Source organism: Vibrio sp. 10N.237.312.B06 (genome assembly GCF_041464685.1).
Lineage (GTDB): Bacteria > Pseudomonadota > Gammaproteobacteria > Enterobacterales > Vibrionaceae > Vibrio > Vibrio tasmaniensis_A.
Genome location: NZ_JBFSPI010000108.1, coordinates 1 through 15,890, shown reverse-complemented (window position 1 = coordinate 15,890; position 15,890 = coordinate 1). Strand labels below are relative to the sequence as shown.

Genomic DNA, 15,890 nt, shown 5'->3' with positions numbered 1-15,890 from the left:
AAGCAACCAGCTTACCAAGACCTAGCGTACCCGCTAGAGAACATGCTTCGTGAGAGATACCTTCCATCAGACAGCCATCACCCATGAATGCATAAGTGTAGTGGTCTACGATGTCGTGGCCTTCTTTGTTGAACTGTGCCGCAAGTGCTTTCTCAGCCATCGCCATACCAACAGCGTTGGTGATGCCTTGACCTAGAGGACCTGTAGTCGTCTCGATACCTGGTGCGTAGCCGTACTCTGGGTGACCTGGAGTCTTAGAGTGCAGTTGACGGAAGTTCTTAAGATCTTCAATTGAAAGCTCGTAACCTGCTAGGTGAAGCAGAGAGTAGATCAGCATTGAGCCGTGGCCGTTAGACAGGATAAAACGGTCGCGGTCAGCCCATTCTGGGTTTGACGGGTTGTAGTTTAGGTGAGAGCGCCAAAGTACTTCAGCGATGTCAGCCATACCCATAGGTGCGCCAGGGTGACCAGAGTTTGCTTGTTGTACGCCGTCCATGCTTAGAGCACGAATAGCGTTAGCTAGATGTTTGCGGTTCATAATTGCTTCCAAAATTGATTCGAAATTAAAAATTCGTGGATAGATGTAAAAGAGGAACGAAATTCGTTCCTCTTATTTATTCGGTAGTGATTACAGCTTAGCTGCGATCATGTCTTCTAGTTTGCCTTGATCTACGGCGAAGTTGCGGATGCCTTCAGCTAGCTTCTCTACAGCCATTGGGTCTTGGTTGTGATCCCATAGGAACTCAGCGTGAGTCATTGCAGCAGGACGCTCTTTAGTACCGTTAGAGTCGATTAGCTTCTCTACTACTTCGCCTTCAGCTGCTTCTAGGTCAGCTAGAAGTTGAGGAGCGATAGTTAGACGGTCACAGCCAGCAAGTTCAAGGATCTCGCCGATGTTACGGAAGCTTGCGCCCATAACAACAGTCTTGTAACCGTGCTCTTTGTAGTAGTTGTAGATGTCTGAAACAGAGATTACGCCTGGATCTTCTGAAGCTTCGAAATCACGACCTTCTTTCGCTTTGTACCAGTCCATGATGCGACCAACGAAAGGAGAGATTAGGAATACGCCAGCTTCAGCACAAGCACGAGCTTGAGCGAAAGAGAATAGAAGCGTTAGGTTACAGTTGATGCCTTCTTTCTCTAGGATTTCAGCAGCACGGATGCCTTCCCAAGTAGAAGCCAGTTTGATAAGGATGCGGTCGTTAGTGGTGCCAGCGTCGTTGTACATTTTGATAAGTTGACGAGCTTTAGCAACGCTGCCTTCCATATCGTAAGAAAGACGAGCATCTACTTCAGTAGAGATGCGGCCAGGTACAACGTTAAGGATTTCTTTACCGATGTTCACGTTAAGCATGTCACAAGTGTCTTGAACTTGTTGTGCTTTGTCGCCACTTTGCGCTTTAGCGTATTCGATAGAAGCATCGATTAGAGGTGCGTACTCAGCAATTTGAGCGGCTTTAAGAATTAGAGATGGGTTAGTTGTTGCATCTTCAGGAGTGTACTTGCTGATAGCTTCGATATCGCCAGTGTCAGCTACAACAGTTGTTAGTTTACGAAGTTGCTCTAATTTATTGCTCATTTTGATCATCCTATGTATCGCAGAACACCCCTTTAATGGGAGAGGTGTGGGCATTTGCAAGCGAACTAATGAAGTTCCTCATGGTTGTACCAGTGAGTCAAACTTACATTAATTTAAATTTTTCTTCGAACGAACATTTGCACAGAACATTTGATCGCTCGATGAGTAAATGATGTAGCCATATTTATCCGATCTAGCCCCAAAGTCAACGGTAAATAGTGCTGTATGGTGACTTCAGTCAAATATATTTCGCTCTAGTAATCATGGGGTATGCAAGCAAACGTTTAACGAACAAAGTGAGGTGAATTAATCAACACCAAAACTATGGTTATGATGCTGAGCAAATGCTCCTTGATGTTACATATGTTCGGGGTGTAAGCTTGTGTATCACTTACTGAGCTCTCCTTTATTAGGAAGTGCAGCAGGTAAAATAATTGTTAAATATTGGTTGAGTGGTATATGAGTAACAATATCCAAGATGTTTCCGAAGAAAACACTGATCTCCTAACCGAAGTCGCCGTTGCCTACTATCAAGATGGTGCGACTCAAGAAGAGATCTCTAAAAAATTCTCTATCTCTCGTGCAAAGGTTGGTCGAATGCTCAAACAAGCCCGCGATGAAGGGATTGTCGAGATCACCGTGAAATACCACCCAGTATTCAGCGCGAAGATCGAACAACGTTTGATCGAACGATTTGGTGTTAAGCGTGCACTGGTTGCATTAGACCAACCGAATGAAGAGAAGCAGCGGTTACAGGTTGCGGGCTTGGTGTCGAACTACTTAACGAGCACCCTAAAAAACGGCATGGTAGTCACGGTTGGCCAAGGTCGAAACGTATCGTCGGTTGCTCACCATACTGGCGTAATTACCCCACGTGACTGTAAATTCGTATGTGGTATCGGCGGCATTCACCCAAGAGGCGGTATGTTTAATGCCGACCATATATGTAGACAACTCGCCAAGAAATACGGTGGATCTTCTGAAACCTTGTATGCGCCTGCTTATGCAGAGAACAAAGCACAAAAATCCGCGTTCATGGAAAACAGTACTGTTAAGCAAACACTCGATCTAGCTCGTAAGGCAGATGTTGCATTAGTGGGTATTGGTGACATGAGTGAAAACAGCTATATGGTCGACCTAGGTTGGTTTACGGCGGGAGAGGTCGTTCAATCTCGTTTACTACAAGGCGTGGTGGGTGACTTTGCGGGCTATGACTTTTTCGACGTACATGGTAAAGCGGCAAACACAGTAATGAGTGACCGAGTCATCGGCTTAGGCTTGGAAGAGTTCCGTCCTATCGCTGAAGTAATCGCCATCGCTGCCGAGAACAGTAAGCCATTAGCTCTCTTAGGTGCACTAAGAACAGGTGTGGTTGATGTTATTGCGACTAGTGTAAGTAATGCTTTAACGGTGCTTAACTTGGATGAGCAGATGAAACATGCTGAGTTAGATGATTAGCAAAATATAAACCTGGGGAGCCCGTTTGGGCTCCCTTTTGCTCTCTCTAAAGAATAGGTTCTGACTCTTTACTCGTGATTTTGGGGAGCGAGGAGAGATACGTGCACAGTTCATCATAAGGAATAGGACGAGAGAAGTAGTAACCTTGCATCAAGTCACATCCACATGCTTTTAGAATCGCGAAGTGTTCGTTTGATTCTACGCCTTCTGCCAACACCACCATACCGAAGTTTTTACCGATAGCGATGATGTTCTGGACCATTGTTAGTGACTGTTGATCGACTGCTATGTTTTCAATGAAACTCTTATCAATCTTAAGTTCGTCGATAGGGAGTGCTTTTAACATGCTCAATGACGAGTAGCCCGTACCGAAGTCATCTAGAGAGATCTTAATATCGTTTTCTTTGAGGGCTTCAAACAGTGGTTTCACTATAGCCACATCTTCAATGAACAAGCTTTCAGTAATCTCGAGCGTTAAACAGTTTGGTGAGAACTGATATTTCTCAAGCGTAGCGAATAGGTGTTCTGAGAACGACTTATGTGAAAACTGACGTACGGATATATTGATCGAAAGACCGATCTTTTGTTCTATCGTTCGGTGTAAATGAGCGATCTGCATAACGCTGGATTCAATAATAAAGGTGCCGAGTTTTTGCATTAAACCTGTGCTTTCAGCAATAGGAATAAATACGTCTGGCGGGACAAAACCCAGTTCATCATCTACCCAACGCACAAGCGCTTCTACACCGTGAGTACTTTCATCGGCACGAACCAATGGTTGAAAAACCATAAATAAAGCTTGTTTATCGATAGCGATACGAAGCCTTTGTTCTACTCTCATTTTGTAGAGGTGGGCGTCTTGCATCTCAGTCGTAAAAATACTGTATGAGTTTTGCTGCTGTTTCGCTTTGTACATCGAAATATCGGCAGAGCGTAACAGGCTATTTAAATCTCTTCCGTGGTCTGGGAAGCGCGCAATACCTACACTGCAACTCAACAAAAATTGAGCGCTTTCAACTTCATAAGGTTGAGAAAGTACTTCAATAATTCGTTCTGATAGTCGCTTAATTTCAGATTCACTACTCAAGGGTGTTAAAAACAAGAACTCATCACTGGATTCTCGTACCAATAGGCTGACTCTGGAGCGGAACCGCATCAAACGTAATGCAATTTGTTTGAGCACCTTGTCTCCGAAGTCATGTCCATGGGTATCATTAACACATTTGAAGTTATCGATGTCGATAAACAGCATTGAGAATGGGTCTGACTCATCTTCAATCCACTTGCCAATGTTGTTACGCATATAGGAGCGGTTGGGGAGAGAGGTTAATGGATCGTGATTGGCTTGGTAAATCAATTGGCTGCGAGTTCGTTGCTCGTTCTTCGCAATCGATTTTACTAAAAAATAGAAACCAAACTGAAGAACAACAAAAACAAAGAAAAGAGTACCGAACTCTTTTGCGAATATACCATCAACGTGTTCTAGGTCTGTACGGCCGACAACCCAAAGCTTGTAGTCTGGAATGTATTTAGCGCTAACGAGCGATGGGAAAGCGCTATCATCGATACAGAAAGAATATGTGTATTTTCCTGTTTTCGCTTCTTTGACGCTGACAGTCACTTGCTCAGAAAAGCTTTTGGTAATGCGATCCATTAGATCGTTATCAACTGGTTTTAAATAAGCGTCTAGCGACTCGATATCGCTAGAAAAAAACTGACGATAGTTGTCGGTTCTAAGTAGAGTTAACGTGTTGTAATTGCCTGCGTGCGCATTGTTTTCAAACAATATTGTGCTGTCTAAGCGTAAACCTGCGGTCATGACTGCATCAACGTTCTTGCCATCGAGAGAAATGGATTTTCTTAATGGGATCACGAGGCTGTTAAGAGAATCATGGAAATAGGTGCGCCCTAAAACCATTTTATTACTCGATATAGCCTCTAGAAATGAGTCTCTGGTGTACGGGAGATCCAGTAAATTAAATTGATCAGACAGTTGTAGGTTTGAGCTGATTGATAGGTAATCCCCTTGAGGATTTAGTAACCCGAAAGCGGCTATTGCAGGATGAGTATCAAGCAGTTTATCTAATATTGGTCGAATTTGAATCGAAGCCGTGCGGGTAAAGTCGGACTGCTGAGCAAGTTGATGCCCAACCACTTCAAGCAGTGCTTCTTGGCTAGTTAATAGAGAGTTTACTGAGCTAGAGAAGATCTCAACTTGGATATGCTGTTGCTTAGTAAAGTCATCTCTGTTTGATTGCCACTTGGTTATGCCAAAGGCGCTGAAAAGTATCAGGGTAAGCAGCACGATCATAGCGTACAGCGACCAGATATTTTTCTTAAATAGAGCCATGAGATGCCTTTTGTTGGTGACTACTTTTAACAGACTGCAAGTGACAACGTTTATATCGCCAGTGTGATTAATACAACGAGGCATAAAACATCAGAGATGAATATATCAATGATTAAATAGTGTAACGGCTACGAACAGAGATTCTTGAATGAAATATTAACACTCATAAACGTGCTGACAATTAACCCATGATTAATCACAGTTTTTGTTAGCAATCGGATGGCTCTACACATAGGTAGTGTTAACTCTGTCACTACCTAGGTGTCTTCAAGTGACTACGTCTTCAAGTTACAACCGTGTTAAACGCTTGAGTTAATAAGTGCCTAGCTGATTGAGCAATAAGATGCTTAAGTGTCATGGGCTTCAGCCATAACCTTTAGTAAGCTCCGTATGCATGCGCAGTATATTCTAACAGTATCATTAAGCGAAGCTGAATTACTTTTTAGTTACGGCAATAGGTAGTTTTTCATTTGCGCCCCATTCAGTCCATGAGCCATCGTAAACGCCCATATCACTTGAATAACCAGCCAGTTTAGCGGCTAATAAAATGATGCAAGCCGTCACACCTGAGCCACAGCTAAAGAACATAGGTTGAGAGGGGGGTAAGTTTAGGGTCGAGAAAATGTCAACTAACTCTTCTTGAGGTTTCAATTTACCTGCATTTAAGACTTGTGCGAACGGCAAGCAAACTGAGTTTGGGATGTGGCCACTACGTAAGCCTTCACGTGGTTCAGGAACTTCTGAATCGAAGCGAGCTTGAGAACGCGCATCTACAATGTTCGCGTTCTTGTTATCGGAATAGCTTTCAATTTGTTGAGCATTAACAAAATAGTTGTCTTGAATACTCCCATCAAAATTCCCGGCTTGAACTTCTGTTTTATAGTTAGTGTCTGTTACGTAGCCTGCATCTATCCATGCTGGTAAACCGCCATCTAAGATATAAACGTTGTTATGTCCCATTGCCATAAACATCCACCATGCGCGAGGCGAGGCAAAAGTTCCTGAGTTATCGTAAACCACTATCGTACTGTCTTGATTGATACCAATTTCTTGTGCGCGTGTATTGAAGTGTTTTTCGGTCGGGAACATGTGAGGGAGTAGAGTGTGCTTGTTACAAAAGTCTTTGTCGTAATCGAAACGAATCGCACTAGGTATCATTTGTCCTTTGATCTTTTCTGACTCACTTGGGATCTGAAATTCGATACTGGCGTCGAGGATTACAATGTTGTCTTCTTCTAGCAAACGTTGTTGAAGTTGTTCTGGTGAAATGAGTGGCTGATTCATTCTTCTTATATCCATTCTTGTTGTTATATCGGCGACTAAGGCGCAGCCCGGCAGTGGATGAACTGATAGCTGCTTTGTCCGGTTATTTGATTGTTTAATGTATCAAGCACGACCACAGAATCAAGAGGGCAGTCTATTGTTGGTGGAATGGAAACGCGAAATATTTCGTTGTCTTGAGTTTCAACCGTGAGGTAGCGCCTATGTCCGTCTAGGGATTGAGTGAGCGTATTGAAGATGACTCTGGCTTCAATGCGTTCTCCGGTAGAAGATGTCATCGGGAAATAGGTGAGAAATAAAAGTAGCCCAATACCAATCGATAATATAACGAATCCTATTTTCAACTGTTTCATAAAGTAAGCCTTTGAAAGTCATCTTTAAAAGATAAGACAGGCTTTCGATAAAGTGAACATAACCAGTACTGAAAATTGAAATTGCGCCCAAATAAAAAGGTGAGCCTCATTGCTCACCTTTATGTATTGTTATTCGACTTTCGACTTTCGACTTTCAACTTCGAGACTGCTGACTAACTCCAACTAAATTTAGCTATTGTTAAACTGAACTCAGCGCTTTTCATTCCTTTACGTTTACCAAGTGATTTGTGATCCGTCACTTGCAACGACTTGTTGCAGCGGCGCTTGACCATCATAAAACCAGATCTCAATTAACAGAATATCTTCGCTTAGCGGCGCCGAAAAGTTGGACGTAAATGTACCGTTGTCTAAAGGGCCTCCAATGACCTTACTTGAATAATCAGGCTTGTAAGTTAAGTCTGTCCTTGTGGTAAATCGACTATATACGGATACGAACGAACGATCGGTTGAGATGTGGCTGATATCAATATTGAGGTCGAATTGATCTACAGAGTTATAATCGAAACCATCAGGTATTACGAGCTCATCCATTTTGTACGCTTGCGGGCCGTTGGAGATAACCGCATTAACTGGTGTCGGTGCCGGATTTATAGCGACGGTGACTGGTGATGAGACCACTGATGGTGATGTAACGGGCGCTGATACCACAGGTGCTGACGCTGCTGGTGTTTGTGTCGCTGGTGTTTGTGTCGCTGGTGTTGACGTCACTGGTGATGTCACCGCAGGTGTTGAAGGCGATGGGCTTGACGTTGATGAGCCACCATCGCCGCCTCCGCCCCCACAACCTAACAACGTTAGTGGTGCAATGAGTAATGTAATACGTATGGATTTCGACAACCCCCAACATTGCGACTGCGCCGTACTCTTTTTATGTTCAGTATTGGATTGGTTAGGTAACAGAGCGCTGTTCGAATTTTGGCGACCGTTTGTTACTGTCTGTTTAATTGGCATATTCATAATCATTCTCCTAAGGCAAGTAACATTGGTCAGCGGCAGGTGTTTGGAACCAATGGGTGGATTGAGTACCACCGGATTCAGCAAAGTTCGCAAAGTTTGGATAGGCGGTGACGATATCTACATATTCCAGTGGCCATTGCCATTCCGTGTCTGAAGTAATCAGCAGTGCCCAAGGGTGGTTGTCTGCGGTTTTGAAATATTTGCCTGTTGATGGATTGCTGTCATCAACGCCTAGTCCTGTTTCAAAGAGATTAGCGGTATCAAATGCCTCGGTTGGAGCTTGGTCTGGCAAATGCACCTCCCAGCTGCGCCCTGGATGTAGAGGTAGGTTTTCACCATGATAATACCCAGGCGTTGCGAAGATGAACGGGTCGTAAGGCATGTCAGTCCAACTGTCAGTACTCACTCCATCGCCAGCTAAAGTAATCCCGATTTGGAAAGCGAATTGCTCATCTTCTTTACAAGAGCTGATGGTGCGGTAGAAGGTACAACTAGTACTGATTTTCTCTGTAAGGTCGTTAGCAATAACAAAGATTGCCTCGCTACGTCCTTGCTCCAAGTCTAAATCAGTGAACACACCATTGTGCTTCATGTAAGAACTTCCGCTACTCACTAAGCTTGGGTCTAGATTAGGAAGTCGAACCGCAAAACCATTTCTGTACGAAGCACCTACTGCAGCAAAACGTCCATCGATGGTGGATTTAACCACTTTTCCGTCTTTTAAGATCTCTGTGATGCGATACATAATCACAGCATCATTCATGTCGTAATCAGCTTTATAAGGCCAGTTATCTTCATACGCCAAGGTTGCGTAACCAGAAGCACTTGGGAAGTAACGGGCTGTAGCGCCGTCGTTAAGAACATCAACTTGAATATCAACTACCTCACCAGATGTCGAACCACCAAAGTAGCTCAGGTTGGTTTGTTGGCTGAATCTGAAGCGAGCCCAAGTAGTCCCCGTTAGTGCGTTGATATCGACATTTAGGAACAGATCGTTTTCACCAGCATCCAGTTGGTAGTCGGTAAATACTTGCTCGTTAGCACCATCGAAGCTGCCATCTTGGTTCCAGTCAATCCACGCCGAAAGGTAACCGGTTGTTGAAGCTTCAATCACCACTTTTGAATCAAGCCCGGCTTCAAGCGCCGTAACAAAACCGATACCACCGTTTGCCCACTCGTCATCAATGCCAACACTTTCATCCGATTGTGGAGTTACGTAGCCATCAAGGTCGGCATCGGGTGCATCAGTGCCTAACCAAGTCACACCATCAAGTTCATGTCGAGGACCATTGCTGGCGAGTAGGGTTAGGTAGCTGTCTGGCGCATCACCAAAGTCGATGTTGGAATCTTCATCCACAACTGGCGCATTCGCACAACGAGCGCCATCATTTTGATTAGAAGAAGGCCCATTCGATACAAATTCAACGGCTGGAACAATTCCTGCTGCGATATTGCTCGCGTTGTCTGGAGACAGATTGATACGGTAGATTTTCCCGTCTTGATTTCGAGATACGTAGTAATAGCCGTTTACATCAAAATAACCCGCTCCGAATGTACCTAACTCACCAGTATCACCGATGTAAGTTTCGGCACCGGTTGTAGGATTGAAGCTGTATAAGCCTCCGGAGTTATTATCGATACCATATAAAGAACCATCACTTGGGTGGAAAGCGAAATCAGTCAGTTTTACGGTTGCCGGGCTACCAGCTATTTTGTTAACTGTAACAGTCGCGTTTGGGTCGGCGTCTAACGGCGAACAAGCCTTTTCCTGTACGGTAAAGGTAATACACATGGTCATAGACATCGCCGACATAGAAAGTGTGATCGGTTGGTAATCCACTGGTATTGATCACTTCTGCTTGGAAATCCTGTCCAAGGCGCACCAAGCGTTTGTTGGTAGTGTCATAGCCATAAATATATCTGTCTTGAAAGTCGAAACCAACACCATTGATATTGGCGTTCATGCCCGTATCGTCTTCTAACAGGGTGGTTGAGCCTGTCACTAGGTTCACGCCCCAAACTTGTACGGGTGTCGATTGGAATAGGTAAGCCTGGCTCGGACAGGTATCGAATGGCGCTGCGTTGGCGACCAAAGGCGCACTTAATAGCAAACTTAACGTTGTAATTCTCATATCTACATCCTTGTCATAGAAGGTCTAGATACTTTTACAAGTTACGTGCCATTTTTAAGTTGTTGATTTTTTTATTGTTTACATTCTAAATCGCCGAGATGTGCAATATATTCTCAAAATGAGAATTCAAATGAAACTAATCTTTTATAGATCACTTCAAATTGATAAATCGATTTGAGAAGCTGATGTTGAGACCTAAAAAAGCCCTGACTTTTAGTCAAGGCTTAGGTTGTCGATTAGAGGGGGATATGACTTAGTCTACCCACATACCGAGCAATTAGGCATCTTCATTAAATTCATTTCACGCCAGCTGTGGGACTTGGCATCGAGAATTAAAAGTTTGCCTTGCTTTGGTTGTCCAAACTTAGCAATAACCTTGATAGCTTCCAAAGCCTGAGCTGCGCCTACCATGCCAACAACAGGCGCCATCACACCGGCTTCAACACAGCTTAGTGCAGCGTTGCCGAATAGTGCACTTAAGCACTGATAACACGGCGCGTCGGCGTCTTGATAAGTGAACACACTAATCTGACCTTCCATACGAATTGCAGCACCAGAAACAAGTGGTGTTTTCGATGCATAGCATAAGCGATTGAGTTGATTGCGTGTTTCCACGTTGTCACTGGCATCAAGAACTAACGAGTGCGCTTCAATTAACTTTGCAAGCGCTTGATCATCAAGCCTGTGGTCGACGGTTTCAATCGTCAGATGAGGGTTCAATACCTGCAGCGACTCAGCTGCCGAATCGACTTTCTTCTTGCCAATATCAGCATCGGCGTGAAGGACTTGTCGCTGTAAGTTTGAAAGCTCGACAATATCATCATCGATCAGTGTTAGCTTACCAATACCCGCAGTCGCAAGGTATTGGGCAGAGGCACAACCTAAACCTCCAGCTCCTAAGACTAAGATTGAGCTCTGCTTTAGCGCTTCTTGGCCTTCAAAATCAAACTGCTTAAGAATGATTTGACGGTTGTAGCGAAGCATCTCTGCGTCAGACAGTATTTCCATCAGTAAGCCTCGTTAGTAAAGCGTCGAGTTAAACAGTTGGATCTGAACCGTTTCACCGACTTCAACACGGCCGCGTTCGCGCTCTAGTACCACAAAGCAGTTTGCTAAACTCATTGAGCGGAAAGCGCCAGAGCTTTGGTTACCCGTTGTTTCTACCACAAATTGACCGTTTTCAATCGAGTAAATGCCACGCTGGTAATCAGTACGGCCTGGGCCTTTTTTGAATGCAGACTTGGTGATAGCAGGAATAGATTCCGGAGCTGTCCACGCTGTGTGACCAGCCAATTTAGCAAGCATAGGTTGAACCAAAACATACATGGTCATCATCGCCGATACTGGGTTACCCGGTAGGCCGCAGAACCACGCGTTATCCAACTCACCAAATGCGAACGGTTTACCGGGTTTGATAGCTAGCTTCCAAAAACCGATTTGCCCCAGTTCTTCAAGAATGTCTTTCGTGTAATCAGCTTCGCCAACGCTTACGCCGCCAGAAGTCACAACCACGTCTGCTATTTGCTGTGCTTTCTCGAAGGTCTCTTTAAGCGTTGCAGGGCAATCCGGGATGATGCCTAGGTCTATAGCTTCACAACCAAACGCTTCAATCAGCGGTTTAATGCCGTAGCGGTTGCTGTCGTAGATCTGACCGTCTTCAAGCGGTTGACCTAATGGCTTTAGCTCATCGCCGGTAGAGAAGAATGCGACTTTAGGCTTCTGTAACACAGTCACGTGGCTCACACCCAGCGAAGCAATCATTGGAATGTCACGAGGTGTTAAACGTTCACCGCGGCTAAGAACGATATCACCTTGTTTGATGTCATCACCAGTAGGGCGAATGTTATTGTTCAGCTTGATGTCGTCTTGTTGAATCTCAATACCAGCCTCAGTTTCGGCCGTATTTTCTTGCATGATTACGGCGTCACAACCCTCAGGGATCTTTGCGCCAGTCATAATGCGAATACAGGTGTTGCTTGGCCATTCACCTTCGAACGGTTGGCCTGCAAAAGATTTGCCTGCTAATGGTAGTACTTTACCGTTCTCTAGGTCTGCTAAGCGCAGTGCATAGCCATCCATTGCTGAGTTATCAAAAGGAGGTACGAAAATAGGGGAAAGAATATCTTCAGCAAGGACATAACCTAATGCTTCAGCAAGAGGTAGAGATAAAGTCGTTTGGATTGGTTTGATTGGTGATAGCAGCTTATCTAGTGCTTCTTCAATTGGCATTAAGCCCGGAGCGTCGCAACAGCCCATAATTGAAATCCTTTGGTCGTTATTATTTTGATTTAGTGGTTGGCAATAGTGGCTCCATAATTATCAAATCACAGATGTTCGCCAACGAAATTGCAGCCACTTTAGCATAGTTTAAGCCCCGTAAATAATGACCTCCCTTAAAATATGGGTGTATTTAATCAAAATTCCGAGTATCCTTGTTTGCCATCCAGAAGGGGTATTAAAAGAGGAAGTTCAATGTCAGGTCTTAGCGAATCAGCGAAGTTGGTTAAAGATGCGCTAGCAAGCCGCGGATTAGAGACACCAATGCGTCCTAATCAGGTTAGCCGAGAAGAGAAAAAGGAACGAATCGAACACCATATGCGTGAGATTCTCACTCTCCTTGAACTTGATCTTGCAGATGACAGTCTGGAAGAAACACCACAACGCATTGCGAAAATGTATGTGGATGAGATTTTCTCTGGTTTGGATTACGCCAATTTCCCTAAAATCACCGTGATCGAAAACAAGATGGGTGTTCGTGAGATGGTACGAGTAAAAGACATTACCGTAACCAGCACATGCGAGCATCACTTAGTAACCATTGATGGTAAAACCGCAGTGGCTTACATTCCGCAAGGTAAGATCATTGGTCTTTCGAAGATCAACCGAATCGTTCGTTTCTTTGCTCAACGCCCACAAGTTCAAGAACGTATGACGCAGCAAATCCTTGTAGCATTACAAACGCTACTAGAAACGGATGATGTTGCTGTAACTATGGATGCGGTTCACTACTGCGTAAAATCTCGTGGTGTAATGGACGCAACCAGCGAAACGACGACAACCGCATTGGGTGGTATCTTCAGATCAAACCCAGCAACGCGCCATGAGTTCTTACACGGCCTGCGTTAATACGTTTCGTTATTTGATAAGCTCGATTTAGCCTTAGAAAATCGACAACCAAGATTCTAAGCCTCGCACTCTGCGGGGCTTTTTTGTGCTTGCAATGAAGTAAACAGCAATGACTGCGAATGTCGTCATTCTCTAAAGCGAGGAACGAGTGTAATAGGGAATCTGTTTGTCTGTGTAGTTTCTGACTTGGTATGAGATCCCCAACTCAGTCGTTCCTCCTTCTCGGGGATGACGGGCAAGATTGATGACGTTGATTAGGAAATGGTCACGCTTTAACTCGAAAGAGCTGTCGTCATTCCCTAAAGTGAGGAACGAGCGTAATAGGGAATCTCTGGCGGCTAAGCAGAATAAGTGCGCTCTATAAAAATATAGAGCGTATCTAGAGTCAGTCGCTGGTGGGAATGCTTAAGAAAGATTAAACAAACGTTTAAAGTAATGAACAAAACTGGACGGCTTATTCTCAGCTTGATAGAGGTTCAAACCATCATAAAAACTTGCCATGAACTCTACGCGAATCTCATCATCGGTGTTTTTTGATACGCGAGATAGCAACGAAGCGGCTACTGCTGCGTGATCATTAGCAAGGCTGTAATCCATTCCTAGTCGTCCCTGAACGAACAACCACAAATGAGTGATTAACTGTAACTGCTGAGCGTTAGAGTTTTGAAACTTGTCGCTGTGCTCAGTGCCCACTGTAGTATCGAATACATTTTGCATTGCCTCATTCGCTTCTTTATTACTTTCAAAGCGATAGCTTGCATCGATATGTACCTTGGTTAACAGGCCGAGCAACGTCTGACGTGCAGAGTTGTCCGGCTTGTTCTCGCAAGCGTGTCTAAACAGAGCATGGTTTTCATCAATAAATGACTTTAACTCTTTTTCATAGCCAGTCGTCAGCGCTTTGACTGAATCGAGACCCGCGAGCTGCAAACACGCTTCGAGCTTAGTTTGGCGCTGAGGTTCAGTCTGAGTTTGGATCTCAGTCATTACTCTGTAGCTCTTCCCACGTTACTTCTGCAGATTGCGTGTCGCTGTTTACGAACGCAGAGTTACCCGACAGCATTACTGATAGGTCCATCGTACGTTGTGTCATCGCTGCTAGCTGCTCAATACCATCGTTGTCTAGACGAACGATCTGAGCTTTCAGGTAACCAAATTTACCTTTGTTCTGCTCCCACCAAACGTTCGACTTAGTGTTGAAGCTGAACACGCTCACAGACTTAGATAAGCGAGTCGCCTTCTTAACGCGTTCTGGATCGGGTTCGCCAACATCAATCCACTCTAAGATTTGGTCATCTAACGACTTCTGCCATAAATCGGGTTCTTCAATGCTAGACAACCCTTTAGTGAACTCAAGTTCAGGAGATGCATTGATACAGAAAGCAATGATACGAGCCATCATGCGCTGTTCTGTTTCAGAAGGGTGTTGTGCAACCGTTAGATTAAAAGAGTCGTAATAGTCGCGATTCATATCGGTTAAAGAGATGCGAAACTTAAAGATTGTTGGTTTGAGAGCCATTGATAGGGTGTCTTAGATAGAAATAGTGAGGGGATGTTACCTTAAATCTCTGAATAGCGTGTAAAAAAATAGCCAGCAGAGGCTGGCTATTTTTAGAAAGATGTTTACCACTCTGTTCGCTTCTGTTTCTTTACGAATCGAAACAGTGCTCAGTGTGACTTTAGCGGCATTTATTCTGGCTGTGATTGCTGTGAGCTTAATTCTCAAATATTGCTTAGAGAGCTAAAATATTGAAAATTAAACGCAGCGTCTAACACATGTCTAATATTCAAAGGCTTAGCATCATATCCACCACCGTAATGGCGTGTTATAGTTCTTAGCGGTTTGCAGTTTATCGCAGGTAGTCATATACAATACCGATCTTAAACTGCGGCTATAGTTTGTTATGCGATGACTTCGTTACTAGGGTAATACGCTTTAATGTGCGCTTTAGTCTCTTTAAGGAGACTGGGTTGTGAGTTTGTGGAGACAGGCTATTGCTAAGTCCATTTTCTGTTGGAATGATAAAACCATGAGAAACAATTGGTTAAGTGAATCTCATCACGTCATCGGTGACGATGTCACAGAGATTTCGAATGTTAAGTCTGTAAAAGCCACTTCTAAAATAGGCGATATGTGCGCTGTACCTGTGTACAACGTTTATGCGTCTTGTGGGTTTGGTGCTCAAAACGATACCGAGTACCAACTTAGAACCGAATTCCTACCTTGCTTATGGTTAAAACGTTTCGGCCTGACAGAAGAAGATGCTCGTATCATCATTTGCCACGGCGACTCAATGGAAGACACTTTGAGCGACGGAGATGAAGTATTAGTCGATACCCGAGAACTCGATCACCCAGTAAAGCATGGTGTTTATGTTGTTCGCATTGGTAAGCACGTTTACATAAAGCGCCTGAAATACGACATCATGGCTGAGGGCTATAACGTCATCTCAGACAACAAAGAAGAATATGATTCGTTTATCGTGAATGAGGAGAAACTCGACGAGTTCGCGGTAATCGGGAAAGTTATTACCACCGTCATGAAGGCGGTGATTTAGAAAAGCAAAGGCGACCTCAGGGTCTAATGCCGTTCACTTAAGAGTGAACGGCATTTTTGTTCTTAGCATACCGTT

The 15,890-nt window shown here is 44.2% G+C and carries 12 protein-coding genes and 2 pseudogenes; 3 read left to right on the top strand and 11 right to left on the bottom strand.

What is annotated here, in order from left to right:
- Together AB6C75_RS20900 and tal are read right to left on the bottom strand one after the other, a co-directional pair.
- Positions 1-538, bottom strand: a pseudogene (locus AB6C75_RS20900) (transketolase); the annotation flags it as partial.
- Positions 539-628: 90 nt separating this feature from the next.
- A complete protein-coding gene (tal, locus tag AB6C75_RS20895) occupies positions 629-1,579 on the bottom strand; it encodes a transaldolase (RefSeq protein ID WP_372109050.1) in 951 nt (316 codons plus the stop codon).
- Between the two features lie 459 nt (positions 1,580-2,038).
- Between tal and AB6C75_RS20890 the strand changes: the two genes are divergently transcribed.
- Positions 2,039-3,037 carry a sugar-binding transcriptional regulator gene (locus tag AB6C75_RS20890; RefSeq protein WP_065679926.1) on the top strand — a complete coding sequence of 333 codons (999 nt, stop codon included), beginning with the start codon at positions 2,039-2,041 and terminating at the stop codon, positions 3,035-3,037.
- Positions 3,038-3,083: 46 nt separating this feature from the next.
- Here AB6C75_RS20890 and AB6C75_RS20885 read toward each other — a convergent pair whose 3' ends face one another.
- From AB6C75_RS20885 to moeA, 7 genes and pseudogenes are all read right to left on the bottom strand, one after another.
- On the bottom strand, positions 3,084-5,387 hold the full coding sequence (locus AB6C75_RS20885; RefSeq protein WP_372109048.1) for a putative bifunctional diguanylate cyclase/phosphodiesterase: 2,304 nt from the start codon (positions 5,385-5,387) through the stop codon (positions 3,084-3,086).
- Positions 5,388-5,822: 435 nt separating this feature from the next.
- On the bottom strand, positions 5,823-6,671 hold the full coding sequence (locus AB6C75_RS20880; protein ID WP_135383747.1) for a sulfurtransferase: 849 nt from the start codon (positions 6,669-6,671) through the stop codon (positions 5,823-5,825).
- Positions 6,672-6,706: 35 nt separating this feature from the next.
- Positions 6,707-7,021 carry a hypothetical protein gene (locus AB6C75_RS20875; protein WP_372109046.1) on the bottom strand — a complete coding sequence of 105 codons (315 nt, stop codon included), beginning with the start codon at positions 7,019-7,021 and terminating at the stop codon, positions 6,707-6,709.
- A 234-nt stretch (positions 7,022-7,255) separates the two neighbouring features.
- Positions 7,256-7,999, bottom strand: coding sequence for a hypothetical protein (locus AB6C75_RS20870; protein ID WP_372109044.1), 744 nt, complete (start codon positions 7,997-7,999; stop codon positions 7,256-7,258).
- Between the two features lie 10 nt (positions 8,000-8,009).
- Positions 8,010-10,131: pseudogene (locus tag AB6C75_RS20865) on the bottom strand (LruC domain-containing protein).
- Between the two features lie 258 nt (positions 10,132-10,389).
- Complete coding sequence (gene moeB, locus AB6C75_RS20860) at positions 10,390-11,139, bottom strand: molybdopterin-synthase adenylyltransferase MoeB (RefSeq protein ID WP_372049083.1); 750 nt, start codon at positions 11,137-11,139, stop codon at positions 10,390-10,392.
- Between the two features lie 12 nt (positions 11,140-11,151).
- On the bottom strand, positions 11,152-12,387 hold the full coding sequence (gene moeA, locus AB6C75_RS20855) for a molybdopterin molybdotransferase MoeA (RefSeq protein WP_371709264.1): 1,236 nt from the start codon (positions 12,385-12,387) through the stop codon (positions 11,152-11,154).
- 216 nt (positions 12,388-12,603) lie between these two features.
- Here moeA and folE point away from each other — a divergent pair, with 216 nt between their 5' ends.
- On the top strand, positions 12,604-13,257 hold the full coding sequence (folE, locus tag AB6C75_RS20850) for a GTP cyclohydrolase I FolE (protein ID WP_004731548.1): 654 nt from the start codon (positions 12,604-12,606) through the stop codon (positions 13,255-13,257).
- Between the two features lie 405 nt (positions 13,258-13,662).
- Here folE and AB6C75_RS20845 read toward each other — a convergent pair whose 3' ends face one another.
- Positions 13,663-14,244 (bottom strand): hypothetical protein, encoded by a 582-nt coding sequence (locus tag AB6C75_RS20845; protein WP_102250430.1) that lies wholly within the window; start codon positions 14,242-14,244, stop codon positions 13,663-13,665.
- Complete coding sequence (locus AB6C75_RS20840; RefSeq protein WP_017101705.1) at positions 14,237-14,776, bottom strand: YaeQ family protein; 540 nt, start codon at positions 14,774-14,776, stop codon at positions 14,237-14,239. The genes AB6C75_RS20845 and AB6C75_RS20840 overlap by 8 nt, the downstream gene beginning before the upstream one ends.
- A 454-nt stretch (positions 14,777-15,230) precedes the next feature.
- Between AB6C75_RS20840 and AB6C75_RS20835 the strand changes: the two genes are divergently transcribed.
- A complete protein-coding gene (locus tag AB6C75_RS20835; protein ID WP_408059132.1) occupies positions 15,231-15,815 on the top strand; it encodes a helix-turn-helix transcriptional regulator in 585 nt (194 codons plus the stop codon).
- The last annotated feature ends 75 nt before the right edge of the window (positions 15,816-15,890 follow it).

Bases quoted from the DNA above. Each gene is read 5' to 3' on its own strand.
- tal (WP_372109050.1), bottom strand. From the start codon at position 1,579: ATGAGCAATAAATTAGAGCAACTTCGTAAACTAACAACTGTTGTAGCT.
- AB6C75_RS20890 (WP_065679926.1), top strand. From the start codon at position 2,039: ATGAGTAACAATATCCAAGATGTTTCCGAAGAAAACACTGATCTCCTA.
- AB6C75_RS20885 (WP_372109048.1), bottom strand. From the start codon at position 5,387: ATGGCTCTATTTAAGAAAAATATCTGGTCGCTGTACGCTATGATCGTG.
- AB6C75_RS20880 (WP_135383747.1), bottom strand. From the start codon at position 6,671: ATGAATCAGCCACTCATTTCACCAGAACAACTTCAACAACGTTTGCTA.
- AB6C75_RS20875 (WP_372109046.1), bottom strand. From the start codon at position 7,021: ATGAAACAGTTGAAAATAGGATTCGTTATATTATCGATTGGTATTGGG.
- AB6C75_RS20870 (WP_372109044.1), bottom strand. From the start codon at position 7,999: ATGAATATGCCAATTAAACAGACAGTAACAAACGGTCGCCAAAATTCG.
- moeB (WP_372049083.1), bottom strand. From the start codon at position 11,139: ATGGAAATACTGTCTGACGCAGAGATGCTTCGCTACAACCGTCAAATC.
- moeA (WP_371709264.1), bottom strand. From the start codon at position 12,387: ATGGGCTGTTGCGACGCTCCGGGCTTAATGCCAATTGAAGAAGCACTA.
- folE (WP_004731548.1), top strand. From the start codon at position 12,604: ATGTCAGGTCTTAGCGAATCAGCGAAGTTGGTTAAAGATGCGCTAGCA.
- AB6C75_RS20845 (WP_102250430.1), bottom strand. From the start codon at position 14,244: ATGACTGAGATCCAAACTCAGACTGAACCTCAGCGCCAAACTAAGCTC.
- AB6C75_RS20840 (WP_017101705.1), bottom strand. From the start codon at position 14,776: ATGGCTCTCAAACCAACAATCTTTAAGTTTCGCATCTCTTTAACCGAT.